The 25,523-nt window shown below is 73.7% G+C and carries 18 protein-coding genes; 9 read left to right on the top strand and 9 right to left on the bottom strand.

Annotation, left to right across the window (positions count from 1 at the left end):
• Positions 1 to 36: 36 nt before the first annotated feature.
• Entirely contained in the window at positions 37 to 951 is a 915-nt protein-coding gene (locus tag ABZ716_RS06215; RefSeq protein WP_358956960.1) for an oxidoreductase, read from the bottom strand.
• Positions 952 to 1,041: 90 nt separating this feature from the next.
• Entirely contained in the window at positions 1,042 to 3,900 is a 2,859-nt protein-coding gene (locus ABZ716_RS06210) for a TIM-barrel domain-containing protein (protein WP_358956958.1), read from the bottom strand.
• Positions 3,901 to 4,363: 463 nt separating this feature from the next.
• On the opposite strand from ABZ716_RS06210, the gene ABZ716_RS06205 reads away from it, so the two are divergent.
• Together ABZ716_RS06205 and ABZ716_RS06200 are read left to right on the top strand one after the other, a co-directional pair.
• Positions 4,364 to 5,779, top strand: coding sequence for an MFS transporter (locus ABZ716_RS06205; RefSeq protein WP_358956956.1), 1,416 nt, complete (start codon positions 4,364 to 4,366; stop codon positions 5,777 to 5,779).
• A gap of 753 nt (positions 5,780 to 6,532) precedes the next feature.
• Positions 6,533 to 9,133, top strand: a complete 2,601-nt coding sequence (locus ABZ716_RS06200; protein WP_358956954.1) for a serine hydrolase — start codon at positions 6,533 to 6,535, stop codon at positions 9,131 to 9,133.
• Between the two features lie 21 nt (positions 9,134 to 9,154).
• Here the strand turns inward: ABZ716_RS06200 and ABZ716_RS06195 are convergent, their stop codons facing one another.
• A complete protein-coding gene (locus ABZ716_RS06195; RefSeq protein ID WP_351886195.1) occupies positions 9,155 to 9,733 on the bottom strand; it encodes an XRE family transcriptional regulator in 579 nt (192 codons plus the stop codon).
• 129 nt (positions 9,734 to 9,862) lie between these two features.
• Between ABZ716_RS06195 and ABZ716_RS06190 the strand changes: the two genes are divergently transcribed.
• From ABZ716_RS06190 to ABZ716_RS06170, 5 genes are all read left to right on the top strand, one after another.
• Positions 9,863 to 10,630 carry an ABC transporter permease subunit gene (locus ABZ716_RS06190; protein ID WP_358812610.1) on the top strand — a complete coding sequence of 256 codons (768 nt, stop codon included), beginning with the start codon at positions 9,863 to 9,865 and terminating at the stop codon, positions 10,628 to 10,630.
• Positions 10,627 to 11,349, top strand: coding sequence for an ABC transporter ATP-binding protein (locus ABZ716_RS06185; protein ID WP_358956951.1), 723 nt, complete (start codon positions 10,627 to 10,629; stop codon positions 11,347 to 11,349). Before ABZ716_RS06190 ends, ABZ716_RS06185 begins: the two co-directional genes overlap by 4 nt.
• A 203-nt stretch (positions 11,350 to 11,552) precedes the next feature.
• The gene (locus ABZ716_RS06180; protein WP_358956949.1) at positions 11,553 to 12,551 is read left to right on the top strand and encodes an NrtA/SsuA/CpmA family ABC transporter substrate-binding protein; all 999 of its coding nucleotides are present in this window, start codon (positions 11,553 to 11,555) and stop codon (positions 12,549 to 12,551) included.
• A gap of 50 nt (positions 12,552 to 12,601) precedes the next feature.
• Positions 12,602 to 13,711, top strand: coding sequence for an aryl-sulfate sulfotransferase (locus ABZ716_RS06175; RefSeq protein WP_358956946.1), 1,110 nt, complete (start codon positions 12,602 to 12,604; stop codon positions 13,709 to 13,711).
• Between the two features lie 169 nt (positions 13,712 to 13,880).
• Positions 13,881 to 15,482, top strand: a complete 1,602-nt coding sequence (locus ABZ716_RS06170; protein WP_358956944.1) for a phospholipase — start codon at positions 13,881 to 13,883, stop codon at positions 15,480 to 15,482.
• Positions 15,483 to 15,515: 33 nt separating this feature from the next.
• Here the strand turns inward: ABZ716_RS06170 and ABZ716_RS06165 are convergent, their stop codons facing one another.
• From ABZ716_RS06165 to ABZ716_RS06140, 6 genes are all read right to left on the bottom strand, one after another.
• Entirely contained in the window at positions 15,516 to 15,905 is a 390-nt protein-coding gene (locus ABZ716_RS06165; protein ID WP_351886178.1) for a hypothetical protein, read from the bottom strand.
• Between the two features lie 321 nt (positions 15,906 to 16,226).
• Positions 16,227 to 17,150, bottom strand: a complete 924-nt coding sequence (locus tag ABZ716_RS06160) for a MurR/RpiR family transcriptional regulator (protein ID WP_358812615.1) — start codon at positions 17,148 to 17,150, stop codon at positions 16,227 to 16,229.
• 131 nt (positions 17,151 to 17,281) lie between these two features.
• Positions 17,282 to 18,082: a hypothetical protein gene (locus ABZ716_RS06155; RefSeq protein ID WP_358956942.1), complete on the bottom strand. Its 801-nt coding sequence runs from the start codon at positions 18,080 to 18,082 to the stop codon at positions 17,282 to 17,284.
• Positions 18,082 to 19,347 carry a VWA domain-containing protein gene (locus ABZ716_RS06150; RefSeq protein WP_358956940.1) on the bottom strand — a complete coding sequence of 422 codons (1,266 nt, stop codon included), beginning with the start codon at positions 19,345 to 19,347 and terminating at the stop codon, positions 18,082 to 18,084. The genes ABZ716_RS06155 and ABZ716_RS06150 overlap by 1 nt, the downstream gene beginning before the upstream one ends.
• 111 nt (positions 19,348 to 19,458) lie before the next feature.
• Positions 19,459 to 20,658, bottom strand: a complete 1,200-nt coding sequence (locus ABZ716_RS06145; RefSeq protein WP_358812618.1) for a cytochrome P450 — start codon at positions 20,656 to 20,658, stop codon at positions 19,459 to 19,461.
• Positions 20,659 to 20,740: 82 nt separating this feature from the next.
• Complete coding sequence (locus tag ABZ716_RS06140) at positions 20,741 to 23,020, bottom strand: ATP-binding domain-containing protein (protein ID WP_358956938.1); 2,280 nt, start codon at positions 23,018 to 23,020, stop codon at positions 20,741 to 20,743.
• A gap of 231 nt (positions 23,021 to 23,251) precedes the next feature.
• On the opposite strand from ABZ716_RS06140, the gene ABZ716_RS06135 reads away from it, so the two are divergent.
• Positions 23,252 to 25,093 (top strand): galactose oxidase early set domain-containing protein, encoded by a 1,842-nt coding sequence (locus tag ABZ716_RS06135; RefSeq protein ID WP_358956935.1) that lies wholly within the window; start codon positions 23,252 to 23,254, stop codon positions 25,091 to 25,093.
• A 189-nt stretch (positions 25,094 to 25,282) separates the two neighbouring features.
• Positions 25,283 to 25,507, top strand: coding sequence for an acyl-CoA carboxylase subunit epsilon (locus tag ABZ716_RS06130; RefSeq protein ID WP_358812682.1), 225 nt, complete (start codon positions 25,283 to 25,285; stop codon positions 25,505 to 25,507).
• Positions 25,508 to 25,523: the final 16 nt, after the last annotated feature.

Here is a 25,523-nt window from a genome sequence, read left to right as displayed (position 1 = left end):
GGACGCCGCCGCGCGGGGCGGCGTCCGCGGGGGCCGTCAGGGAGCGGTGTGGTGGAGGGCGTCGAGGCGGGCGAGCTCGTCCTCGCTCAGGCGCAGGGCGCCGGCGGCCACGTTGGCGTCGAGGTGGGCGGGGTTGCCGGTGCCCGGGATGGCCAGGACGTGGGGTCCGCGGTGCAGGGTCCAGGCGAGGCGGACCTGTGCGGGGCTCGCGCCGTGGGCCCGGGCGACATCCAGCAGCTCCGCGCTCTCGGAGCCGCTCGTTCCGCCCTCGCGTCCGGAGGCGGCGATCGAGTAGAACGGCACGAAGGCGATGCCTTCCTGCCCGCAGAAGCGGACGAACTCGTCCTGCTCGGGGCGGACTCCGATGCCGTACATGTTCTGCACGCAGACCACCGGCGCGATGGTGCGGGCCTCCGCCAGCTGCTCGGGGGTGACGTTGGAGACGCCGAGGTGACGGATGAGCCCGGCGGCGCGGAGTTCGGCGAGGGCGCCGAAGCGGTCGGCGAGGGAGTGGTTGCCGAGGACGCGCAGGTTGACCAGGTCGAGGTGGTCGCGGCCGAGCTGGCGGAGGTTCTCCTCGACCTGGCCGCGCAGTTCGCCCGGCGTCAGGGCGTGGTCGGCCCACTCCCCCGCCGCGTCGCGGCGGGGGCCGACCTTGGTGGCGATGACCAGGTCCTCGGGGTAGGGGCCGCCCAGGGCGCTGTTGATCAGCTCGTTGGCGGAGCGCAGCGGGGAGAAGTAGAAGGCGGCGGTGTCGATGTGGTTCACGCCGAGTTCGACGGCGCGGCGCAGGACGGCTATCACCCGGGCGCGGTCGCTGGGAACGGCGTCGGGCTGGAGGGCGGGGCCGTCCTGCGGGAGGCGCATGGCACCGAAGCCGATGCGGTGGACCTCCCTGTCGCCGAGGGTCCAGGTGCCCGATGCCGCCGCGGTGATCGTTTCAGTGGTCATCCGGGGATGATCTCCCGCGCGAGGGCTCCGGCACCAGAGTCTTCGGGGCCGGCCCGGCGTGGGGCCGGGCCGGACCCTGGTGGGGGGTGGTCAGGGACTGGCGCGGCCGGTGAGGGTGATCTCGGCGGCGCTGGTCCAGGGACCTCGCCCGCCGGCCTCCGTCAGGGCCCGTAGCCGCAGGTAGCGGCCCGTACGGGGGGCGAAGGTGACGGATGAGGCCGCGGCGGTGTCGGGCAGGGTGCCTGTGGCGGCCGGGCTGCCCCAGTCGGTGGTGGAGTCGGAGACGTAGACCTCGTAGCCGCCGATCCGGCCGTTGACCCCGCCGTCCTGGCGGGGCAGGTGGCCGAGGCCGTCGACGGCGTAGCGGGCGCCGAGGTCGATCTGGATCTCGTGCGGCAGGGCGGCCGGCGTGCCCGTGGACCAGGCGGTGTGCCAGAGGGTGGCGGGGTTGCCGTCGAAGGCGTTGACGGCGGCACCGTTCTCGGCGGCGGTCTCCTGGCTGTCGGCGGAGACCAGGGTCCAGGCCGAGGACGGGATCGGGGAGGAGGGGGCCGGGATGGCACTGGCGGCGGGGACCGAGGTGCCGGTGGCGGTGACGCTGAACGCGCCCGTCTTCGTTCCGGTCTTGACCCACAGGACGCCGCCCCGGTCGGCGGGGTCGAAGAACCAGCCGGTGGTGGCGGAGTCGTAGGCGCTCTTGCCGGCGAGGCGGGGCAGCGGTGCGCCGTCCAGGGTGAGGGCGGTGGGGGCGGTGGCCACGTGGAGGGTGAGCTCGTAGCCGCGCCCGGCGGGCTGTCCGGCGTAGCTGCCGCTGGGGGCGCCGACGGAGACGGTGACCGTGCCGGAGCCGCTCGCCGGGGCGGTGACGTCGACGCGCTGGCGGGCGTAGGCGCCGGAGGCGTAGGCACGGGTGCGGCCGTCGTCCTCGTACAGGCTGAAGGAGGAGCTGCCGCGGGGGTGGATGTCGTAGGTGAGGGTGGAGACGGGCTTCTCCCCCGAGTAGTTCATCTGTGGCCACATCGGCACGATGGCCCCGCCCTTGACGAAGAGGGGCAGCGTGTCGAGGGGTGCCTGGTAGCCGTTCAGCCAGCCGGGTCCGGCGTACGTCCTGCCCGTCCAGTAGTCGGTCCAGGTCCCGGCCGGCAGGTAGATGCCGTCGCGGACGGAGGTGTCGGAGACGACGGGTGCGACGAGGAAGGAGTCACCGGCCATGAACTGGCCGCTGGTGAGGTTGCCGCGGGCCACCGGGTCGTCGGGGTACTCCAGGACCATCGCCCGGGTGCTGGGGACACCGCTCTCGTGGGCGACGCGGCTCATCGTGTAGAGGTAGGGCATCAGCCGCATCTTGAGCTGGAGGTACTTGCGGTTGATGGACAGGTAGGGCTCGGCGAAGCGCCAGGGCTGCTTGTCCTGGTAGCCGGCCGAGGGGTTGACGGCGCCCCAGCCCGACATGGTCATGAAGGCGGGGGTGAACGCCTTCCACTGGAGGTCGCGGGCGTACGTCTTGGGGCTGCCGCCGAAGATCCCGTCGATGTCGCCGGAGGCGTAGTTGAGGCCGGACAGGCCCGCGCCGGCGATGGCGGGGACGTGCCAGCGCATGTCGTCCCAGGTGCCGTACGTGTCCCCGGTCCAGACGACGGCGTTGCGCTGGGTGCCGGCCCAGCCGTCGACGGTCCAGACGTAGCGGCGGGCGTCGGAGTTCTTCTCGATGCCGTCGACGGCCTGCTGGACGCCCTGGAAGGCGCTCTTGTAGCCGCCGCCGATCCAGGCCACATCGGTCTTGACCCCGCGGGTGCCGGCCGTGCCCACCTCGGTGGCGATGTCGGTGAGCCCGGTCGAGGTCCACAGGCCCGTCTGGAAGCCCTTGGCCTTCAGGGCGTCGACGGTGGACTTCAGCGGGGCGGTGTAGCCGCAGCCGTAGCCGTCGTTGGGCAGGAACCAGCCCGAGGGCATGTCGGCGGCCCGGGCGTCGGCGGCGTATCCGGCCACGTCGGGGGTGGTCTGGTGGCGGAGCCGGTTGTGGTCGCCCTGGTAGGCCGGGTTCGAGGCGTTGAAGCAGTCGGCGTTGCCGAGTTCCAGGCCCCAGAGGGGAGCGAGGAAGGGCTTTCCGCTGACGTCCGTGTAGGCGTCGAGGACGGACTTCAGGGAGTCGCCGGTGAAGTACCAGGCGTCGAAGCGGTTCTCGTTGTGGGTGAGGGTGGTGGGGGCGTTGAAGGCGTACGAACCGGGCGCCCAGGTGTTGCGCATGACGCCGTAGTCGTGGGTGGACATGTAGAAGGGGGCGGGGCTGGCGTTGTTGTTCTCGCGCCACTTGTTGTCGACGGCCACGGGGACGGTCTTGTCGCGCAGGGCCCATTCGCCGAGGCGCAGGCCGGTGCCGTAGAACTGCTCGTCGGCGCCCCGGGCGAGGTACTGGGTGGTCTTGCCGCCGCCCCACTTGGTGGGCTGGGTCTCCTGCCACACAGGGGTGGTGTCGTCGGCCCGGTAGAGGGAGAACATCAGGGGCGACTTGTTGACGTGGAGGGAGAGGGAGCCGGTGGTGATCCGGTAGTACGGGCCCGCGTCGGTGGAGCGGGCCGTGACGGGGCCGAAGTCGGTGGTGGGGGCGAGGTCGGTGCCGGCCGGGTCGTCGGTGAAGGAACCGTCCGGGGAGAGCCAGAGCCGGAAGATGTCGGCCCGGGCGATGGTCACCCGGGCCTTGGCCCCGCTGGTGGTGCTCACGGTGAAGGTGCCGCCCGACTGGGACAGCCCTGTCACCGACCCGGCGGTGGAGGCGGCCGCCGCCGGGCCGGACGCGGCAGCGCGGGCCGTGGCGGGCCCGGCGGCCGCGAGCCCGGCGGCGGCGAGCACCCCGGCGAGCAGCGCCGCGAGGCGGCTGCGGGCCCGGTGGCGGGGGCGGTGGTGCCTCGTGGTCGGCCTCGTCGTACTCGGCGGACGCGTCTGACTCATGGGGCAGCTCCTCGTGCGGTCCGGACAGCGGACAACCGATGTGGCATGCACACGGAAAGATAGCGACCCGGGCCGGGTTCTTGAAGGAACTTGCTCGAAGTAACCGGAGAACGCGCAGATTTGAGCAAGCCGGCCGCGAGGCCGACGCGGTGCGGGTGCGGGGTGCAGCGCGGGCGCGTGCAGGGTTCGGCGACGAGGATGCCTGGCTCGACCGGTTCGAGGACGGTCATGGCCCCGGGTCACATCAGAAAACGGCGGTCTGGGGTTGTTGAATGATGACCTTGATTTGCTTGCGGGGTCCGGGCAGCCTCGCGCGGCGATCTTCAGGCTGCTGCTGCGCGCCTTCGGCTCTGGGGAGGTTGGCCGTGCGACGGTCGTAGCGCGGCTGTGTTCCGTCAGCGCCAGGCGGCTGCGGACAGCAACACCTCGGTACCCCGGATGCGGTGAATGGGCAGGTGACGGCATGGCAGATGCGGCGACGACGGGGGCACGGCGGGTGCTCGCCCCGCTGGCGCTGGCGCAGTTCATCTGTAGCTTCGCCGGCTCCAACATGAACGTGATGATCAATGACATCAGTGAGGACCTCGACACCACGGTGCAGGGTGTGCAGGTGGCGATCACGATCTTCCTGCTGGTGATGGCCGCGCTGATGATCCCGGGCGGGAAGCTGACCGACAAGTGGGGACGCAAGCGCTGCCTGCTGGTGGGGCTCGTGGTCTACGGGGTGGGGGCGCTGCTCAGCGCGGTGGCACCCGGCCTGGGGGTGCTGATCGTCGGGAACTCGATCCTGGAGGGTGTGGGCACGGCGTTGCTGATTCCGCCGGTCTACATCCTGACGACGCTGTTGTTCACCGACACGGCGTCGAGGGCGCGGGCGTTCGGCGCGATCATGGCGATGGGTGGGATCGGCGCGGCCGCGGGTCCGCTGATCGGCGGCCTGATCACGAGCGCGATCAGCTGGCGGGCGGCGTTCGTGTTCCAGGCGCTGGTGATCGTGGTGATCGTGGTGCTGAGCCGCCATCTCGACGATCCGCTGCCGCCCGATCCCGCCCGGCCCTTCGACACCGTCGGGGCGGTGCTGTCGGCGGCGGGCCTGGTGCTGCTGGTCACCGGCATCCTCGCCGTCGACAACAACGGCTGGTTGTCGCTCGGCCTGCTGCTGGCCGGCGCAGCGGTGCTGGCCGGGTTCTTCGCCTGGGTGCGTGGCCGCGAACGCAAGGGCCGAGAGGCGCTGCTGTCGACCAGCCTGTTCCGCAACCGCACCTCGAACCTGGGTCTGGTCACCCAGAACACACAGTGGCTGATGCTGATGGGCGTCTCCTTCACCGTCGCCGCCTACCTGCAGGTCGTCCGCGGCTACGACGCGATCGAGACCGGAGTGATCTTCACCGCCGCGACCCTGGGCATCCTCACCTCTTCGCTGGCCGCCGAGAAGCTGGCCCGGCGCCGCGCGCAGCGCACCCTCATCATGGCCGGCTTCCTCGTGGCGGTCGCCGGTATCGCGGTGCTCATCGCCCTGGTCGCCTGGACACCCAGCGCGTGGGCGTTCACCCCCGGCCTGCTGCTGATCGGGCTGGGGCTGGGGGTGATGCTCACCCCGTCGGTGAACGTGGTCCAGTCGTGCTTCCCCGAGACGCAGCAGGGCGAGATCTCCGGCCTGTCGCGCAGCGTCTCCAACCTCGGCTCCTCGCTCGGCACCGCCATCGCGGGCACGATCTTGGTGTCCGGGCTCAGCAAGGGCGCGTACGCGGCTGCGACAGCGACGCTCGCGGTCGTCGGCCTGGGCGGGCTGACCGCCGCGGCCCTGCTGCCGCGCGTCGGCCCTCCTTCGGCCGGTGGAGCCGGGACGGCGACACCGCCAGGGGCGCCGCGGCCGTGACCCTGACGCGGCACGGGCGTCGGCTGCCCGGCGGCGGTTCGCCCGGTCAGCCGGTCCGGCCTTCGGCGCGGTCGAGTTCCTCGTCCAGCAGGTATGGACACGTCGGCCATGGCTCCAGAGTCACGGCCGGAATCCCGGGCCGCGCTCAGGCGGTGTCCCATCGGGGTCAGTGACCCACGTGCCCGGTGGATCCCCACCAGCCCCGTCGGACTTGCCACCCGGACCTTCGCCGGGGGGAACGCGGTGCGTGCGGGTCTGCGCAGCGGGCAGGTCGCCGAGGCGGCCAGGGTGAAATCCAGACCCTGCGCTATTACGAGCGGCGCGCGGCCTGCTGGCCGAACCGGACCGCAGCAAGGGCGGCCACTGCCTGTAAGACGAGGACGCGGGTTCGCCCACCGCGCGTGCCGGGCGGGGGCACGTGCAGCGCGGGGGCGGGTGATGCGGGTGCGGGTGCCGGTGCCGGTGCGGTGACCACGCGGTGCAGTCGGGTGCCGGTGCGGTCCGATGTGGTGTGGTGCGGCACGGTTCCGTGCACGTGTGGTGCGGTACGGCGACGGAACTCCTCGCGCGGCACCTGGTGTCCGGAGCGGCGGAGTATGACCGAACGGTCACAGCCGATCGGACACGGAACGCGCAGGCCAGGCCGCGCATCTAGGTGATCAGCGGGCCGGAGACGGCGGCCGCACCGACGTAGCGGCGAGACCGGCGGAGCCGGGAGCGAACAGCAAGGTGGCGTGGATGAAGGCGGAATCGGTGGCAAACGGCGAAGAACCCCTTGCCCTGGCCGGGAGCGAACGGGCCGACACCGACGGACCGGCCGGCGGCAACTCCTCGTCCGGGCCCCAGCCGAAGCCGGGCCCGGGCACCAACCCCACCGCAAAGCCGGACCCCCGTATGCCCAGCGCCGGCCAGCCGGCCGCCGAGCCGAAGCCGGGCGCCACCGCCCCCACCGGGAACTCGGCCACCGAGCACCGCTCCAGCAGCCAACCGCCCACGGCCGACCGCCTCCCCGGCACGCAGCCGGGTCCCGACGCCGACGCCGACCCCGCCAGGAAGCCGGACGCCGACGACCACCCGGCCCCCGCCGACAAGCCGGCCCAAGCCGACACCCAGCCGGACACCGACGCCGACCCCGCCGAGAAGCCCGACGCCGACGGCAACCCCGCCGAGAAGCCGGACGCCGACGACCACCCGGCCCCCGCCGACAAGCCGGCCCAAGCCGAAGCCCAGCCGGACGCCGACGCCGACCCCGCCGGGAAGGCGGACAGCGACGGCACCCCGGGCAGCCAACCGGTCGGCAGCGACGGGCCCGGCGCTCAGCAGCCGGCCGAGGCCGACGCCCAGGCGGACGCCGGTGAGCGCGCCGGGGAGCCGGACACCGACGACCCGGCCGAGGCGGGACCCGCCGACCCGGATGCCGTCAAGACGGACGCTCAGGCCGACACGTCAGGCCCGGAAGCCCCGGCCGAGCCGGAAGCCCCTGGCGTCGACGCCTCCCCGCGGGCGGGCAGCGCCCCTGAGGACGAAGCCGCGGGCCGGGCCCTCCCCGGGGACGGGGCTGCCGCCGGGACCGGGTCCCCGAAGGGCGAAGCCCCCGTACGCCGTCCCTCGTGGGCCGGTCGGGACGGCGAAGCCGGGACGGAATCCGGCCCGCCGGCCGCCGGGGAACCGCTCGCGGACGACGACGCGGCGTCAACCCTCACCCTGCGCAAGGAGCAGCCTGCCGCACCGGTGCGGCGTCCCTCCTGGGCGAAGGACAAGGACGAGCGGAACCAGAACGAGGAAGACCTGGACGGAGACGGCGGCACCGCCGGGCGCCAGTCCGGCGTACCCGCGCCCGCGAAGGGGGCGAGGGCAGGGGCGACGACCGCCGGCGCGGACGGCGGAACCGGCGACCGTCCTCGGACCGAGCCCGCCTCCCCGCCGTCCCAAGTCGAGGCGGCGGACGCACCGAAGGCAGCCGCCCGGACTTCGGCGCACGCACCCGCCCGCCGGGACCCCGTCGGCGTGGCCGGGCCCGGGCCGGTCGTGCTGGAGCGCACCCGGGAGACCCCCCGGCCGCCCCTCGAACTGCTCGCCGAGCTGACCAACTCCCCGCCCCCCGCCGAGACTCTGCGCCGCACCCTCGTACGCCGGGTCACGGTGTGGGCGGCGGTCGGCCTGGTGCTCGGGGGCGTCGCCGTGGGGGCGCAGATGCTGCGGCCGCTGCCCGAGCCGCGGCTCGTGGCGTCCCAGGACTCGTTCACCCTCGACGGCACCACCACCCTCCCCTGGCCGGCGCAGGGCCAGGCGGCCGTCCGCATCCCCGGCTCCGGCGACATCGGTACGTTCGGCGAGCAGAAGCCGGTGCCGACGGCCAGCGTGGGCAAGGTGATGACGGCGTACGTCATCCTCAAGAACCACCCGCTGCGCAAGGGCGACCCGGGTCCCCGCATCGAGGTCGACCCGGAGGCGGCCGCCGGGGGCCGGTCCGAGAACGAGTCGCGGATCCAGACCCTCACCGTCGGGCAGAAGTTCAGCGAGCAGGACATGCTCAAGATGATGATGATCCCCTCCGCCAACAACGTCGCCCGTCTGCTGGCGCGTTGGGACAGCGGCAGCGAGGCGGCCTTCCTCGCGAAGATGAACGCCGCCGCGCAGGAGCTCGGGATGCGGGACACCCGGTACACGGACCCGAGCGGCCTGGACTCCGGCACCGTCAGCACCGCCGTCGACCAGCTCAGGCTCGCGGAGGCGGTGATGCGGGACGAGGTGTTCCGGGCGATCGTGGCGACGCCCGGCGCCACGATCGAGGGACTGCCCGAATCGCTCGTCAACAACAACAGCCTGCTGTCGGTGCGCGGCCTGAGCAACGTGGGCATCAAGACGGGGTCGAGCACGCCCGCCGGCGGCACCCTGATGTGGGCCGCGTACAAGACGGTAGGCGGCGAGACCCCGCTGATCCTCGGCACGATGATGGACCAGCACGTCAAGGGCCCGGATCCGGACGCCCGGAACAGCCTCGCCCTGGTGCTGGACAACAGCCGCAAGGTCATCGAGGCGGTCCGTGCGGCCCTCGCCGCCGCTCCGGTGATCCACAAGGGGCAGACGGTCGGCTACGTCTCGGACGGACTCGGCGGCCGGACCCCGCTCGTGGCGACGAAGGACCTGACGGTGATCGGCGTACCGGGCCAGCGGCTGCGGGCCTCCCTCGGCACGGCCGGCGGCAAGCCCGTGCCGCACGAGGCCGGGGCGGGCACCGAGGTGGGGGTGCTCACGGTGGGCGAGGGCGCCGGGGCGAGGACCGTCCCGGTGGCGGTGGGCACGCGGCTCACCGGACCGTCGTTCGGGACCCGGGTGACCCGGCTCTCCTGAGAGTCAGCCCCCAGCCCCTGCCTAGGGGTTCGCGATGACCAGCAGGGCGCGGGCCGGGCCCGCCCCTGCGGCCAGGGCGCAGCGGTGGGGGACCTCGCCGCGGTGGTGGGCGCTCTGGCCCGCCCGCAGGGGCAGCGGGGGCTCGTCGCGCAGTTCCAGGACGATCTCGCCCTCCAGGACGTAGAGGAAGTCCTCGCCCGGGTGCTCGAACCAGCCCCGCTCGCCCTGTCCGGGCTCGAAGTGGTGCTCGTACGCCTCCATCAGGCCGCTGCGGCCGCCCGGGATGAGGACCTGGGCGACCTGGCCCGCGGCCTCGGAGACCCGGATGACCTGGGGGTCGCTCTGGTGGCTGATGACGCCGGGGCGTTCGGGGGGCCGCAGGAAGGTGCCGGGGGCCACGTCGAGGGCCTCGGCTATGCGGTAGATCGAGCTGAGGCTCGGCGTGGCCAGGCCGCGTTCGAGCTGGCTGAGGAAGGGCTGGGACAGCCCTGAGCGGGAGGCCAGTACGGCCATGGAGACGCGGCGCGCCGTACGGCAGTCGCGGATCGCCTGGCCGACCTCGATCGCCTCGGGCGTGGGTTCGGTTCGGGGTCGGGACACCTCGTGAACGTACCCCATCGGATCAAGGGGCCTGGGAGGGCGCCGGAGGTTTCGTACTGCTGCAACAAGCCGTTCATAAGCGTGGTCAATTATTGATCTCACTTATGAACGACGCCGAGGAGTACTGCCGTGCAAGCCACCCCCTCCCCCGCCGGACGGGCCCTACCCGCCCTGGGCGCGGCCGGCGCCGTGCTCGCGCTCTGGTCACTGGCCGCCTGGTCCGGCGCGGTGGCGCCGGGGCTGCTGCCCGGGCCGGCCGCCACGGCGGCGGCGCTGGCCGAGAGCGCCCGTAGCGGCGTCCTGGCCGCCGACCTCGGCGCGAGCCTGGCCCGCGCCGGCCAGGGCTTCGCCCTGGGGGCGGCCGTCGGTGGCGCGCTCGGGTTCGCCACCGGGTACCTGCCGCGGCTGTCGGCGGCCGTCACCCCGGTCGTCTCCTTCCTCCGCCCCATCCCGGCCATCGCCCTCGTGCCGCTGGCGACGGCCTGGTTCGGGATCGGCGAGAGCGCCAAGCGGCTGCTGATCGCGTACGCCGTCGCCCTCGCGGTCTGGCTCTACGTCCATGACGGCGTCTCGCGGGTGCCGGTCTCGCACCTGCGGGCGGCCCGGACGCTGGGGGCACCGCTGCACCGGCGGTTCACCGAGGTGCTGCTGCCCGCCGCCGCTCCGGCCGTGCTGGCCGCCCTGCGCTACGGCGCCTCGGTGGCGCTGCTGGCGCTGGTCGCCGCCGAACTGGGCGGCGCGGACAGCGGGCTGGCGTACCGGCTCCAGGTGGACGGCCAGTTCCTGCGGGTGGACCGGATGTTCGCGGGGCTGATCGTCCTCGGACTGCTCGGGGTGGCCGCCGACCTGGTGCTGGCCGCCCTCGGGCGCCGGTTCGCGCACTGGGGGGCGTCATGAGCCTCGAAGTGCGGCTGGAGGGTGTGGCGTTGGGGTACGGGGGCGGCGGCGCGCCGGTACTGGAGCCGACGGATCTGGTGCTGCCGGCGGGATCGTTCACCGCCCTGCTGGGGCCCAGCGGCTGCGGGAAGTCCACGCTGCTGGGCGCGGTGGCCGGATTCGTACGGCCGACGGCGGGACGGGTGACGGCCGGCTCGCTGCCGGTGCGCGGCCCGGGGCCCGAGCGCGGGGTGGTCTTCCAGCACTACGCGCTCTTCCCGTGGCGAACGGCCCTGGGCAACGTCGAGTTCGCGCTGAAGCGGCTCGGACTGCCGCGCCCGGAGCGGCGCGAGCGGGCCCTGGCCGCACTGGAGGAGGTCGGGCTGGCGGACGGCGCGCGCAAGTACCCGGCCGAGCTGTCGGGCGGGATGCAGCAGCGGGTGGCGCTGGCCCGGGCGCTCGCGGCGGAGCCGGAAGTCCTGCTGATGGACGAGCCGTTCGGGGCGCTGGACGCGCTGACGCGCTGCCGGATGCAGGAGTTGCTGCGGGAGCTGTGGCGGCGCCGGGGCACGACGGTGCTGTTCGTGACGCACGACATCGACGAGGCCCTCACGCTGGCCGGGCGGGTGGTGGTCCTGGGCGGCTCCCCGGGCCGCGTCCTGGCCGACCACCCGGTCCCGCCGGGCCCCCCGGACCCGTCCCTGCGCCTCCTGATCGCCGGCCACCTGTCCGCCCCGTGACCCGCCCCGGCCTCCGACCCACCCCGCCGGAACGGCAACCGGCCGGCCCGGAACGCCCGCCGACCCCGGCCCCGCCCGGAACGGCAGCCGACCCGACGCGCCCAACACGCCCGGCCCCCGGCACCGCCGGAAAGCCGTCGGCCCACCCGGCCCATCCGACCCACCCGGCCCACCCGGCCCACCCGCCTGACGAAAGGCCCCCCATGCCCAGACCCCGCGCGGCCCTCGCCGTGCTGATCGCCACCCTGCTCTCCCTGTCCGCCACCGCCTGCGCGGGCGGCAGCGGCCGGAGTGCCGCCGGAGGCCACCGAGTCACCATCGCCGGGAGCGATCAGCTCGGCGGCGCGCCCGTGTACCTCGCACAGGAGCGGGGACTGTGGTCCGCCGACGGGGTCGAGGCCACCGTGACCACCCTGCCGACCGGGCGGGACGCGCTGAACGCCGTGCTCGGCGGGCAGGCCGGGTTCGGGGTCGTCGGGGACCTGCCCGCCGTCACGGCGGCGCTCGGCGGCCGGGACGTGCGGATCCTCGCCGAGCTGTCGCGGTTCTCCGACTGGCGGCTGCTCACCCGCACCGACCGCCAGATCACCGGTTTCCCCGCGCTGAAGGGGCACAAGGTCGGCGTCCCGCAGGGCACCAACGTCGAGTACGCCCTGAGCCGGATGCTCGCCTCCGCGCAGCTGACGCCCGCCGACGTGACGGTGGTCAACCTGGCCCCGAACCAGGTCACCGCCGCCCTGGCCCGCGGTGACATCGACGCCGGGGTGACCTTCCCCAGCTTCTACGAGGCCGCCCGCACCGCTCTGGGCGAGCGTTACGCCGAACTCCCCTTCGCCGGCTACACCGCCCGCACCCTCCTCGTCGCCGGGCCAGGCGCCGACGACGCGACCGCCACCGCCGTGCTGCGTACGGTGCTGCGGGCGCGGCAGGCGGCCGAGGCCGACCCGGCCGCCGCCCGCAAGGCGGTCGTCGCACAGGCGAAGGGAGCCCTGGAGCCCGGCTACGTCGAGACGTTCCAGCCCCGCTACACCTACGGCCCGAGCCTGAGCCCCGAGCTCCTGGCGCAGCTGGCCGACGAGGCCGCCTGGGCCAAGGCGGCCCAGAACCTCCCCGGCCCCGCCGACCCGCAGGCCCTGCGCGCCCGGCTGCACCCCGGCCCGCTCCGGACCGCCGACCCGGCCGCCGTCACCCTCACCGACTGACCACCACGACCCGAAGCCACCCGAGCGACCGACAAGAAAGAGACACCCCCATGAGCGTCGACCAGAACACCCTTCGCCGCCGCGGTACGGGCCTGCGCGCCCACGACCCCGGCCGCAGCTACGGCGGCTACACCCTCTACACCCCGATCGCCGGCGACGGCACCATCCGCCTCGTGGACATCGAGGGCCGGCCCGCCCACACCTGGAGCTCCCCGCACCCGCCCGGCCGCCAGGCGCAGCTGCTCCCGAACGGCAACCTCTTCTACGCCGCCAAGGACACCACCAGCCCGACCCTCTTCCCGATCTGGGACGTCTACCACGGCGGCATCTTCCAGGAACTGGCCCCGGACTCCACGGTCCTGCGCGAGGTGCGCCACCCCTTCCACCACCACGACGCCACCGTCCTGCGCAACGGCAACCTGCTGATCACCACGGTCGAGCCCCTCACCCCCGCCGACGCCGCCCGGATCCGCGGCGGCGTTCCCGGCTCCGAGGCGCCGGGCGGGGTGATCTACGGGGACGTGGTGTACGAGCTGACCTGGGAGGGGGAGACCGTCTGGCGCTGGGCGGCGATCGAGCACCTGGACCCCGAAGAGGTCCCGCTGAACCGGCACTTCGCCCGCGAGCACTGGCCGATGGCCAACACCGTCAACGAACTCGCCGACGGCGGCGTCGTGGTGGGCTTCCGCAGCGCCTCCACGACCGTGGCCGTGGACCGCGCCACCGGATCGGTGCGCTGGCGGATCGGCCCCGACGTCCTGGCCCAGCAGCACTACCCGCACGAACTGCCGGGCGGCACCATCCTCGTGTTCGACAACGGCACGTACCGGGACACGACCTCGGTGCCGTACTCGCGGGTGCTGGAGCTGGATCCGGCGACCGGAAAGGAGGTCTGGTCGTACGAGGACAACCCGCCGCAGAACTTCTACAGCCCGTACATGTCCAGCGCGCAGCGGCTGCCCAACGGGAACACCTTCATCGCGGAGGGCTCCTTCGGCCGGCTCTTCGAGGTGACCCCGCAGGGGGACGTGGTGTGGGAGTTCGTCGTACCGGAGTTCGGCTCCTTCCGCGAGGGCACGGGCCTGGAGTCCTCGCGCGGCGCGCAGAACTCGGTGTTCCGCGCCTACCGTTACGCGGCGGACCAGATCCCCTGGCTGTGACGGTCCGGCGGCGGCCGGACGTGGTGACGGGGCGCGGTGGCCGGAAGCAGACCAAGCAGGGTGAACCACACCTTACGGGCTGGTAACTTGCGCGAGTTGATCAAGGTCGGAGCGGACTCCCTCCCGGGGTCCCTCCGGTCCGAACCACCCCCCTCTCCAAGGAACCACATTGGCACGCACCGTCCGCACGACGGCCCTCTCCCTCGCGCTCTCCTTCGCCCTGCTGCCCGCCGCCCCCGCCTTCGCCGACTCCCCCACCCCGCACCTGGACGCCGTCGAACAGGCCGTGCGCCAGTCCTCGCCGGGGCTGGAGGGGTCGGTCTGGGAGCGCACCTCGGGCAACCGCCTCGGCACCTCCGCCCCGGGCGGATCCACCGCGGGCGGCTCCGGCGGGCTGCTCCAGACGCCCGGCTGCTGGGGCGACCCCTCCTGCACGGACCGTCCGGGCTCCCGCCGGCTGCTGGACACGATGCGCGAGGACATCGCCAAGGCCAGGCAGAGCGTGGACATCTCCACGCTGGCCCCCTTCCCGAACGGGGCCTTCCAGGACGCGATCGTGGCGGGCCTCAAGGAGTCGGTGCGCCAGGGCAACCGCCTCCAGGTACGCGTACTCGTCGGGGCCGCACCGGTCTACCACGCCAACGTGATCCCGTCCTCCTACCGTGACGAACTGATCGCGAAGCTGGGCCCGGCGGCGGCGGACGTCACCCTGAACGTGGCCTCCATGACCACCTCCAAGACCGGCTTCTCCTGGAACCACTCGAAGCTGGTGGTGGTGGACGGCGCCACGGTGATCACCGGGGGCGTCAACAGCTGGAAGGACGACTACCTCGACACGGCCCACCCCGTGAACGACGTCGACCTGGCCCTGTCGGGCCCGGCGGCGGGCTCCGCCGGCCGCTACCTCGACACCCTGTGGGACTGGACCTGCCGCAACAGGAGCAGCTGGGCCAGCGTCTGGTTCGCCTCCTCCAACGGCGCGGACTGCCTGCCCACCCTGCCCCGGCCGGCCGCACCGGCCGACGGGGGCGATGTCCCGGCCCTCGCGGTCGGCGGGCTCGGCGTGGGCATCCGCGAGAAGGACCTCACCTCGGCCTTCAGCCCCGTCCTGCCGACGGCGCCCGACACCCGGTGCGGTATCGGGGTGCACGACTACACCAACGCCGACCGGGACTACGACACCGTCAACCCGGAGGAGAGCGCCCTGCGCGCCCTCGTCGCCAGCGCCCGCGACCATGTGGAGATCTCGCAGCAGGACCTCCACGCGACCTGCCCGCCGCTGCCCCGCTACGACGTCCGCCTCTACGACATCCTCGCGGCGAAGCTGAAGGCCGGGGTCAAGGTGCGCATCGTCGTCAGCGATCCGGCCAACCGGGGCGCGGTCGGCAGCGGCGGCTACTCCCAGATCAAGTCCCTGACGGAGATGGGAGACGCGCTGCGCGGCCGGCTGACCGTGCTGACCGGCGACGAGCGCGCGTCCAGGGCCGCGATGTGCCAGAACCTCCAGCTCGCATCCTTCCGCGCCTCCGACCGGCCGACGTGGGCGGACGGCAAGCCGTACGCCCAGCACCACAAGCTGGTCTCGGTGGACGACTCGGCCTTCTACATCGGCTCGAAGAACCTGTACCCGTCCTGGCTCCAGGACTTCGGCTACGTCGTGGAGAGCCCTTCCGCCGCGCGCCGGCTGGCGGACTCGCTCCTGACGCCGCAGTGGACGTACTCCCGGGCGACCGCGGCGTACGACTACACGCGCGGCCTCTGCCAGAGCTGACGGCCCGGGGCCGCCGAGGCCCCTCGTCCCGGGTCAGCGCCTGCGCCGGCCCGGGACCTCGCAGAGCACCAGAGCCTCGGAGACCAGGCGCGCGCCCCGGGAGAGCCGGCCGAGCTGCTCCAGCTCCAGGGCGTACATCCGGATGGTGTTCTCGATGACCGACTCGGCGACACCCAGGGTCGGCAGCTCGGCGCGGCTGGTGTGCAGGGCCACGCGGACCGCGCGCATCTCGTGCTGGAGCTGGAGCTGGACGTGCCGCCCCAGGAGGGCGTGGTGACGGGTGAGCGTCAGGTAGCTGCCGTAGCGGGCCGGGAGGAGGTCCCGCAGCCAGCGGGTGGCGCTGCGTTCCCAGTCGTGCGTGCCGGGGGCCTTGACCTGGAGGGGCCAGTCCGGGCTGCGCGTGAGGGTGGCCGTCTGGGGCATCTCGTCACTTCCGAGGGGTGTGGACTCTGACCGAGAGACTGCTGTGGGTGGGCGGCCTCGGCCCAGGGGTTGGCCGAGGCCGCCGGGGCGCTCCTCCGGGGATCCGTAGGCCCTGACCCGACACCCGGTTCCGCCGTGAGGAGGTCCGGCGTACTGGGTGTCCGTTCGAGGTGGACGAGGGGACGTCCGCCTTGGCGTCTGAGGGATCCGGAGCGCCTGCGTCAGTAAACATATATACCGTCGAGTAAGCAAGGGTATGAAAAATTTCATGCACCCCCGGACAGTGAATATCTGCAGAACAAACGGGGTCGAAGACCGCCCCTAGAGGAAGAAACCGTGCTGGTCGGCGGCCTGCTCGTACTGTTCGAGCCGGGCCTGGGTGCGCTCGGGGTCCGCGTCCGCCATCGCCTGGAGCAGGGCCGCCGAGAGCATCCCGGGGGCCGCGTAGGAGTCGAAGACCAGCCGTGATCCGGTGCCGGCGGTCAGCACCACATCGGCCTCCTCCACCAGCGGGCCCACCGTGGGGTCCGTGATCAGGACCACGCTCAGCCCGGTGCTGCGGGCCGCCCGCAGCGCGGCCAGGGTCTCGTTGGCGTGCCGGGGCATCGCGAAGGCCAGCACCCAGCTGCCGCCCGCCGCCCGGGACTGCAGGAGGGCGTCGTAGGCCACGCTGCCGCCCCGGGTCACCAGGCGGACGTCGGGGTGGATGCGGCGGGCCGCGTACGCGAAGTACTCGGCGAGGGAGACGGAGATCCGCAGCCCCAGCACGGTCAGCGGGACCGAGCGCGCCAGCTCGCGGCCGATGCCGAGCACCCGGTTGGTGTCGGCGAGCAGCCGCCGGACGCTCTCCAGGTTCTCGATCTCGGCGTCGACGGCGGCCTGGAGCTCGTTGTGGCGGATCTGCTCCCGGGTGTCCTGGGTGCCGCCCGCCACCGCGCTCAGCGCCATCGGCTGGAGCACCTCGCGCAGGGCGGGGTAGCCGCTGAAGCCGAGCGAGGCGGCGAAGCGGGTGACGGAGGGCTGGCTGACCCCGACCCGCTCCGCGAGTTCGGTGATCGACAGGAACGCCGCCTCGGTGAGGTGGTCGATCAGGTACTGGGCGATGCGCCGCTGGCCCGGAGAGAGCCGGTGGCCGTCGAAGAGCGCCAGCAGCCGGTCCGCCGCCGGCTTCTCCCGCTCCGCGGGCGGGCTCTGGCTGGGCGTGATCGCGGCCGCCTGCGCGCGTGCCTGCTGCCCGGATGACACCGGCGGCCTCCTTCTCACGTCACTCTTCCCCCAACATAGCCCACGCTCCGTGGCCGGATGATCGTCCCGCACGGTACGGGGCACCCGCGCGGGCGCGCCGCACCGGCAGCGGGTACCGGTGCGGCGGCCGGTCAGCCCTGCGACCGGGACGGGCGGCCGGAACCCCTGGTCAGGCAGTACCCGTAGAGGCCGGCCAGGGCCGCGAGCACCCCGCCCGCGGCGGTCCACAGCCAGCGGTCGGACCACCAGCCCCCGGACCAGCCGCCCTCCGGCGCGCGTGCCTCGCGCTGCTGCTCCGAGGCGCCGGTGATGCCCGGGACCAGCGGCTCGCCGAGGGCGGCGTCCACCGCCTGGGCCCCGCCGGTGTCCTTCACCTCGGCCTCGACCTGCGCCTTCACGGGCAGTCCGTGGTCGTCCTCGGGAACGCCGACGACGGTCAGGCGGACGTAGTAGCTGCCCGGCAGCGGGTCGTCGGACCAGGGCTCGGCCCCGGAGCGGACGGTGCGCAGGGTGCAGGACAGCTCCACGGTGGCGTCCTCCTTGGCCGCCGCCACGTGCTGGTTGCCGTAGGTGCAGGGCTGCCTGCGACGCAGGCCGTCGTACAGGTCGAGCTGCCAGGTCTGGCCGCCGTGCCGGGCGGCGGACGCGGGCAGGGTCACCGTGGCCCGTACGGTGAGCCGCTGGCCCGTGTCGGCGGGCACCGCCCAGTACAGGTAGTCGCCGGTGGAGGCCGTGGCGGTGGCCTTCTGGCCCGGCCGGAAGAGGGCCGCGGTGCGGAATCCGGTGCCGGCGTCGGTCGGGGCGCTGCCGTCCTTGCCGGTGCCCTTGCCCGGGCTGGGCACGGGGCTCGGGGCCGCGAAGGCGGTGGCCGCCGGGGCGATCAGGGCGGCGCCCGCGAGGAGGGCGGCGGCCAGGGTGCGTACGGTACGCATCAGTTGGTCCTCCAGACGGAGATGCGCCAGCGCGAGATCCAGCCCCAGACCAGGCCGGCCAGCAGGCCGGTGAGGACGAGCAGGCCGATCAGCCACCAGCCGCGGCCGAGGCCGAAGGAGGCGATGTCGGAGCCGTCGTCGGGCCCGTCGACCACGTCGATGGTCAGTTCGAGGGGCATACCGGGGGCGGTCTTGACGGCCGGTCCGGCGGAGAAAGAGTTGCTGACCTGGAGGCAGACCGTCTCGGGCCGGTCGGCCTGGTCGCCGTCGGCCGCGCCCTTCGGGTAGCGCAGGCCGGTGGAGATCACGTCGGTGCGGCCGTCACCGGCCTCCGAGCCGCGGACGATCTCCCGGCCGTGGGCGGTGGTCGCCCGCAGCAGGATGCCGTAGTCGTTGTTGACGGCCCGGTCGGCGCCGATGCTGGCCGAGGCACGCAGTTCCTGGCCGGGGCGGACCTCGACCTTGTACCAGCGGTGCTCGCCGAAGGTCTCGCGGTCGCTGTAGAGGCCGGCCTTGAGCACCGGGGCGTTCTCGCAGCTCTTGGTGCCCTCGGTGGCCACCGGGGTGGCGACGGGGTCGGCGGCCCGGTCGACGAGCTGTCTGACCCGGCCGGAGAGTTCGGCGGTGTGCGCCACGGAGGTGTAGGTGCCTCCGGTGGCCTCCGCGATGCAGGTCAGCTGGGCGCGGGTCTTGGCGTCGGGGACGAGGCCGAGGGTGTCCACGACGAGGTGGATGCCCTTGGCCGCGATCTCACGGGCCACTTCGCAGGGGTCGAGCGGGGCGCAGGTGTCCTCGCCGTCGGTGATGAGCACGATCCGGCGGGTGGCGTTGCCCCCGTCGAGGTCCTGGGCGGCGGCCTGGAGGGCGGGGCCGATGGGGGTCCAGCCGGTGGGGGCGAGGGTGGCGACGGCGGTCTTGGCCTCGGTGCGGTCGACCGTGCCGACGGGGTAGAGCTGCTTGGTGTCCTTGCAGCCCAGCGCCCGGTCCTCGCCCGGGTAGGTGGCGCCCAGGGTCCGTATGCCGAGCCGCACTTCGGCGGGTACCGCGTCCAGGACCTCGTTGAACGCCTGCTTGGCCGCGGCCATGCGGGACTGGCCGTCGATGTCGTTGGCGCGCATGGAGCCGCTGACGTCCAGGACGAGTTCGACCTTGGGCGGTTCCTTCGCGGGCCCGTCGGCAGCGGTGGCGGTCTGCGGGAAGAGTCCCGCGGTCAAGGCGGCGAACAGGCCGAAGGCCCCGGCCGCCAGCCGTTTTCTTGTGATCATCGCCGGATCGTAGTGAGGATCGGCTGGGCAGTCCAAACCGTGTGCGGGTGACCGCCGGTCTCCGCCCCGGCCGGGCGGGTCGGCCGGGCGGGGCGGGGTCCTGACGGGGGGTTACCAGCGCACCGGGAGGCGGCTCACTCCGTGCATCAGGGGGCCGGGGAGCCATTCGAGGGGGCCGCCGTCCGGGTCCAGGGCCAGGTCCGGGAAGCGTTCCAGCAGGCCGCGGACGGCGATGCGGCCCTCCATCCGGGCCAGGGGGGCTCCGATACAGAAGTGCAGGCCGTGACCGAAGGCGAGGTGGCCGCCCGCGGGGCGGCGGATGTCGAACACGTCCGGCTCGGGGAAGCGTTCGCCGTCGCGGTCGGCGCCGGACAGGGAGATCAGTACGGCCTGGCCGGCGGGGATGACCACGCCGCCGATCTCCACCTCCTCGCCGGTGTAGCGGTAGGTGGTGTTCTGCACGGGCCCGTCGTAGCGGAGCATCTCCTCCACGGCGCCGCCGAGCAGCCCGTCGTAGTCGGCGCGCAGGGCGGCCAGCTGGTCGGGGTGGGCGAGGAGGGCCTGTACGCCGTTGGAGATGAGGTTGACGGTGGTCTCGTGCCCGGCGACCAGCAGCAGGAAGGCCATGCCGATCAGTTCGTCGGGGGACAGCGAGTCGCCGTCCTCGTCGCGGGTGCGGATGAGCGCGCTGAGCAGGTCCTCGCCCGGGGACTGGGCCTTGGTCTTGACGAGCTCCGTCAGGTAGGCGCTGAGCTGCTGGTGGGCGGTGTTGTCCAGGGCGCCGGGCCTGGGGGCGACGACCTCCTGGGACCACTCGCGGAAGCGTTCGCGCTCCAGGTCGGGGACGCCGAGCAGTTCGCAGATGACCGTCATGGGCAGCGGGAAGGCCAGGTCCCGGATCAGGTCGCCGGCCCGTTCGGGGCGGGCGGCCATGGCGTCCAGCAGCTCGTCGGTGACCTGCTGGACGCGCGGCCGCATCGCCTCCACCCGGCGGGCGGTGAATTCCCGGGCGACCAGGCGGCGCAGCCGGGTGTGGTGGGGCGGGTCGGATTCGAGCATGTTCAGGTTGGCGGCGGTGGGCTCGATCCCCGGGAAGAGGTCCGTGGCGTGCCAGTCCTTGCGCAGGCCCGGGTGCGTCAGTGCGGCGCGGGCCTCCTCGTAGCGGACGACGAGCCAGTACGGCTCGTTCAGGCGGGTGTTGGCGCCGCCGTCGATCCGGTGCACCGGTCCGGCCTCGCGCAGCCGCGCGAAGAAGGAGTGCGGGTCGGCGTCGAAGTCCGGACTGAGGGGGATGATGTCAGGTACAGGCATCTCGCCACAGTACGACGGCCAACTCACCTGCCGCCCAAGGAAATCCGGCCACTCGCGGGGGCGAGTGGCCGGTCCTCGACGGTCAGGCCGCGTGCTCCGCGAGTCCGGCCGGGAGCGGGCCGGTGTGGACGACGGACAGGTGCTGGGTGGCGCGGGTGAGGGCGACGTAGAGGTCGCTGGGCGGGAACCGGTCCGGCTCGGCCACGATCACCGTGTCGAACTCCAGCCCCTTGGCCTGGCGGGGGTCCAGCAGGACGACGGGCCGGGTGAGGTCCGGCTCCTCCCCAGCCCGCACCCCGGGCAGCGCGGCCGCCAGCCGCGGGTGCAGCGCGCGCGGGGCGATCACCGCGAGCCTGCCCTCGGCGGGTGCGGCCGTGCGCACGGCCTCGGCGACGGCCGCCGCGAGGTCCCCGGTCGCGCGCAGCTCGGGGCGTGCGCCGGTGGAGCGCACCGAGCGCGGCGGCTCGAAGCCGGGATGGCGGGCGCGCAGCACGGCGGCGGCCACCTCCATGATCTCGGCGGGCGTACGGTAGTTGACGCCGAGCCGGACCCGCTCGAAGCGGTCGCCCACGTACGGTTCGAGGATCCGCTCCCAGGAGCCGATGCCCGCTTCGTCCCCGGTCTGCGCCGGGTCGCCGACGAGGGTCATGGAGCGGGTGGGGCAGCGGCGCATCAGCAGCCGCCAGGCCATCTCGGACAGCTCCTGCGCCTCGTCGACGATGACGTGCCCGAAGGCCCACGTCCGGTCGGCGGCGGCGCGTTCGGCGGTGGTGCGGTGGTCGGCCTCCTCGTGCCGCTCGGCCATCCGCTCGGCGTCGATGACGTCGTGGGCGGCGAGGTACTCCTTCTCCATGTCCTCGAACTCGAAGGACTCCGAGCCCAGGGAGAGGTCGAGGACGCCCTGGGCGTAGGCGACGCGCTCCAGCCGGTCGCGTTCGGCGGCGGCCTTCTCGGCGCTGTCGTCGACGCCGAGGAGTTCGGCGGCCTCGTCCAGCAGCGGGACGTCGGCGGGGGTCCACTCCCCGGCCGCGCCGGGGGGCCGGCGGATCAGCGCGGCGTCCTCCTCGCCGAGGTGGGTGGGATCGGCCAGGAACTCGGAGACCAGCTGCTCGGGGGTCAGGGGCGGCCAGAGGGTGTCGATGGCGGCGTGCACCCGGCTGCTGGTGGCGATCTCCTTGCCGAGCTGGGCGATGTCGTCCGGCCCGAGGAGGTTGGGGCCGCCGTAGGGGTCGGCGCCCAGCCGGTCGGCGAGCTGCTCGGTGAGGGCGTCGATGACGGAGAAGGCGAAGTACGGGCGGGCCAGGTTGTGGGGCAGGCCGGTGGCGCGGGCCCGGTCGCGGGCGGCGTGGGCCATGGTGCGGTCCAGCAGGAGGGTTCCGTAGTCGTCGTGGTCGATCTCCAGGGCGGGCTCGGGGACGAGGTCGTTGTCCTCCCCGCTGCCGGCGGGCACCCCCTCGGGGAGGGTCTGGCGGTCGGCGACGACCCGGGCGAGCACTTCGGCCATGGCGGCGCGCCCCTTGACCGCGGCGGCGCCGGGGCGGTCGGTTCCGGTGGCGCGCAGGCCCGGGAAGAGGTCGCCGGGCGCCGCCAGCAGCACCCCTGTCTCGCCGAGGGAGGGCAGCACCTCGCCGATGTAGCCGAGGAACGCGGGGTTGGGGCCGACGATCAGCACGCCGCGCTTGCCGAGGAGCTCGCGCTGGGCGTAGAGGAGGTAGGCGGCGCGGTGCAGGGCGACGGCGGTCTTTCCGGTGCCGGGGCCGCCCTCGACGACGAGGACGCCCTGGTGGGGGGAGCGGATGACGCGGTCCTGCTCGGCCTGGATGGTCTGCACGATGTCGTGCATCCGACCGGTGCGGGCCGCGTCGAGGGCGGCGAGCAGCACCGCGTCGGCGTCGGTGCCCTCGTAGCCGGTGCGCTCGGTGTCGGTGAGGTCGAGGATCTCGTCGTGCAGGGCGGTGACCTCGCGGCCCCGGGTGGTGATGTGGCGCCGGCGGCGCAGGCCCATCGGGACGTGCCCGGTGGCGAGGTAGAAGGGGCGGGCGGCGTCGGCGCGCCAGTCGAGGACGAGCGGTGTGCGTTCGGCGTCGTCCCGCCGGATTCCGATGCGGCCGATGTGGTGGTCGCGGCCGTCGGAGAACTCCAGTCGGCCGAAACACAGACCTTGTTCCGCGGCGTCCAGAGCGGAAAGCAGCCCGGATTGTTCGGCGACGATCACATCGCGTTCCAGCCGCGCCTGGAATCCGCTCGCGCGTGCCGACAGGGCGCCCTGAACGGCGCGTTCGGCCTTGCCCCGCAGGTCTTCGAGGTGCGTGTAGAGCGTGTCGATGAATTGCTGCTCGCTCTGGAATTCCTTGTTTGACAATGTCGCTCCCTGCGCGATACGATGTCCCTGCAAAGCTTCGCCACGCCCTCTTTAAAATCTCGGCGTGAATTACCGAATATACGCAGATGCACGCCCCGGACGTCAATTCGCCCGGGGCGTTTTCCGTATGTGCGCGGGGTCTCGCCCGCGCGAGTCCGTACGCGCCCACACGTGGCTGAGGGTTCGCGCCTTGTGAGGCGATTTGTACGTGATCTTCTAGCATGGCGACCCATGTCCCGCACCGCATCCCGGTCCGCCGCCCTGTCGGCGGCGCTGGCCGCCGCCCTGGCCGCGAGCGCCTTCCTCTCCGCGCCGCCCGCCCGGGCCCATGACACCGGATCAGGCACCGGCTCCGGCGCCGGCCACGGGCACGCCGAGGCGGAGGCCGCCGTCATCGGCGCCGACCACGCCCGCGCCCACGCCGAGCGGCGCGGCGCCGCCGCCGACGCCGCCCGCTACACGCAGGCCACCCGCACCGCGAGCCTGGACGCGCTGGCGAAGTCCCAGGCGGCCGCCAACAAGGCCCACGCCGCGGCCCGCGACGGCCGCTTCGCGGAGTACTTCCCCTCCCCCGACTTCGGCGTCCACGTCGCCCAGCTGCCCACCGGCAAGGTGCTGCTCTTCTCCTTCGAGCGGGTGGAGACCGACCCCACCAAGGAGACCGGCCCCACCGACCGCATCGGCCGGACCAACGCCGGCCGCGCCTTCCTCTGGGACCCGGCCAAGGGCACGGGGGCGCGGGCCTTCAAGGAGGTCCGGCCGCCCACCGTGCTGATGCCGGACGGCACCTTCGTCCCGCGCCCCGCGCCGTTCTTCTGCGCCGGGCACGCCTTCCTGCCCAACGGGATGCTGGCGGTCTTCGGCGGCAACGCCGGCGGCAAGGGCGGCAGCGGGGCGAAGCTCTCGTTCGTGTTCGACCCGTGGACCGAGACCTGGTTCCGCAACCGGGACATGTCCGTGGGCCGCTGGTACCCCTCGGTGGTCACCGGCGCCGACGGCCGCCAGACCATCGTCTCCGGACAGTCCGAGCGCGGTACGGGCACCCCCACGCCGGTGGTGGAACGCTTCCCGGCGAAGGGCCTGCCCGTGCCCTGGCGGCCGTACGACATCCCGGCGGGTCTGCCCGTCGAGCGGTTCCGGGCCGACGCCCCCTTCCGCAACGACTACCCGCACCTGTTCTCGCTGCGCGACGGCCAGATCTACGGGCTGGGCCGCGACGCCGACCAGCAGTGGCGGTTCGACCCCGTCGCCGAGACCCGCACCGGGCTGCCCCGGCGCCCGGCGGACTTCCGCGGCTACGGGTCGGCCGTCCCGCTCCCGGCCGGGCTGCGCGGCCCGGACTCCGTCCTGGTCCTCGGCGGCGACCCGCACGACCCGAACACCTACCGGCTCGCCCAGGGCCGGTGGAGCACCGAGGAGCCCCGTGCCTTCGGCCGCACCCAGGACGACACCCTGATCCTCCCCGACGCCACCCTGCTCACCGTCAACGGCTCCCTGGACACCCGCGACTACGGCCACGGCCCCTTCAACCCGCGGGCCGACCTCAAGTACCGGCAGACCGAACTGCGCGACGCGGACGGCCACTGGCGGCTCGGCCCGGCCCAGCGGCTGCCGCGCGGCTACCACTCCAACGCCCTGGTGATGCCGGACGGGCGGGTGATGGTGACCGGCGACGAGCTCCAGCAGATCGCCAACGACCCCGACATCGGGGACCGGATGGACGGCAGCATCGAGATCTACGAACCCGCCTACCTCCACCAGGGCGACACCCGCCCGGCCCTGGACCGCGTCCCCGGCAGCGAGCTCGCCTACGACGCCCCCTTCGAGGTCCGCAGCCGCACCGCCTCCGCCGTCCGGCGGGCCGTCCTGCTGGCGCCGACGACGGTCACCCACGCGGTGAACACCAGCCAGCGGCACCTGGAACTGGCCGTCACGGCGGTACGGGCGGACGCCCTCACCCTGCGCACCCCGCCGGGCGCGGCGGACGCCCCGCCCGGGTACTACATGCTCTTCCTGCTGGACGGGCGCGGGGTGCCCAGCACCGCCAAGTGGGTGAAGCTGGGCCGCCGGTAGTCCGGCGCCGACGGTTTCCGGGGTGTGTCGCCCGGACGGCTGTGGACAACGGCCTTCCGGCGCGACACGCCCACGGACGGCCCCGTAGCGTCGTCAGCGCCGGACCCCGAGGTCCGGCGGGCCCGCCGTCGGGCGACGACGGGCCCCGGGGGGAGACCTCCTGCCGGAAGGCCGTGAGCCGTGACGACCATGCGAAGCGAAGAGGCCGTATCCAGCCTGTTGCGGGTCCACCGGGGCGCCGCCGGGCCCGAGGAACTGGCGGCGATCACCGTCGTGGTCGCCTGCCTGGCGGGCCACGCCGGCGGGCCCCCGGCCCACCCGGCACGTGCCGGCGCGCACGCCAGAAGGCACCGCCGCCCGCATCCGCGGCCCGGGGGCCACGGATGCTGGGCGGGGTGCTGGGCCTGCCGCTGAACCGGAAGACCCCCGA

It is taken from the genome of Streptomyces sp. NPDC006687 (genome assembly GCF_040636215.1).
In the GTDB taxonomy this organism is placed as follows: Bacteria; Actinomycetota; Actinomycetes; order Streptomycetales; family Streptomycetaceae; genus Streptomyces.
Note: the sequence above shows the minus strand (reverse complement) of the source record. Positions and strands in the feature narration are given on the sequence as shown.

What these genes read in the sequence shown, in the direction of transcription:
- ABZ716_RS06215 (WP_358956960.1), bottom strand. Translation starts at nt 951, where the DNA reads ATGACCACTGAAACGATCACCGCGGCGGCATCGGGCACCTGGACCCTC.
- ABZ716_RS06210 (WP_358956958.1), bottom strand. Translation starts at nt 3,900, where the DNA reads ATGAGTCAGACGCGTCCGCCGAGTACGACGAGGCCGACCACGAGGCAC.
- ABZ716_RS06205 (WP_358956956.1), top strand. Translation starts at nt 4,364, where the DNA reads ATGGCAGATGCGGCGACGACGGGGGCACGGCGGGTGCTCGCCCCGCTG.
- ABZ716_RS06185 (WP_358956951.1), top strand. Translation starts at nt 10,627, where the DNA reads ATGAGCCTCGAAGTGCGGCTGGAGGGTGTGGCGTTGGGGTACGGGGGC.
- ABZ716_RS06180 (WP_358956949.1), top strand. Translation starts at nt 11,553, where the DNA reads ATGCCCAGACCCCGCGCGGCCCTCGCCGTGCTGATCGCCACCCTGCTC.
- ABZ716_RS06175 (WP_358956946.1), top strand. Translation starts at nt 12,602, where the DNA reads ATGAGCGTCGACCAGAACACCCTTCGCCGCCGCGGTACGGGCCTGCGC.
- ABZ716_RS06165 (WP_351886178.1), bottom strand. Translation starts at nt 15,905, where the DNA reads ATGCCCCAGACGGCCACCCTCACGCGCAGCCCGGACTGGCCCCTCCAG.
- ABZ716_RS06155 (WP_358956942.1), bottom strand. Translation starts at nt 18,082, where the DNA reads ATGCGTACCGTACGCACCCTGGCCGCCGCCCTCCTCGCGGGCGCCGCC.
- ABZ716_RS06150 (WP_358956940.1), bottom strand. Translation starts at nt 19,347, where the DNA reads ATGATCACAAGAAAACGGCTGGCGGCCGGGGCCTTCGGCCTGTTCGCC.
- ABZ716_RS06145 (WP_358812618.1), bottom strand. Translation starts at nt 20,658, where the DNA reads ATGCCTGTACCTGACATCATCCCCCTCAGTCCGGACTTCGACGCCGAC.
- ABZ716_RS06135 (WP_358956935.1), top strand. Translation starts at nt 23,252, where the DNA reads ATGTCCCGCACCGCATCCCGGTCCGCCGCCCTGTCGGCGGCGCTGGCC.
- ABZ716_RS06130 (WP_358812682.1), top strand. Translation starts at nt 25,283, where the DNA reads ATGCGAAGCGAAGAGGCCGTATCCAGCCTGTTGCGGGTCCACCGGGGC.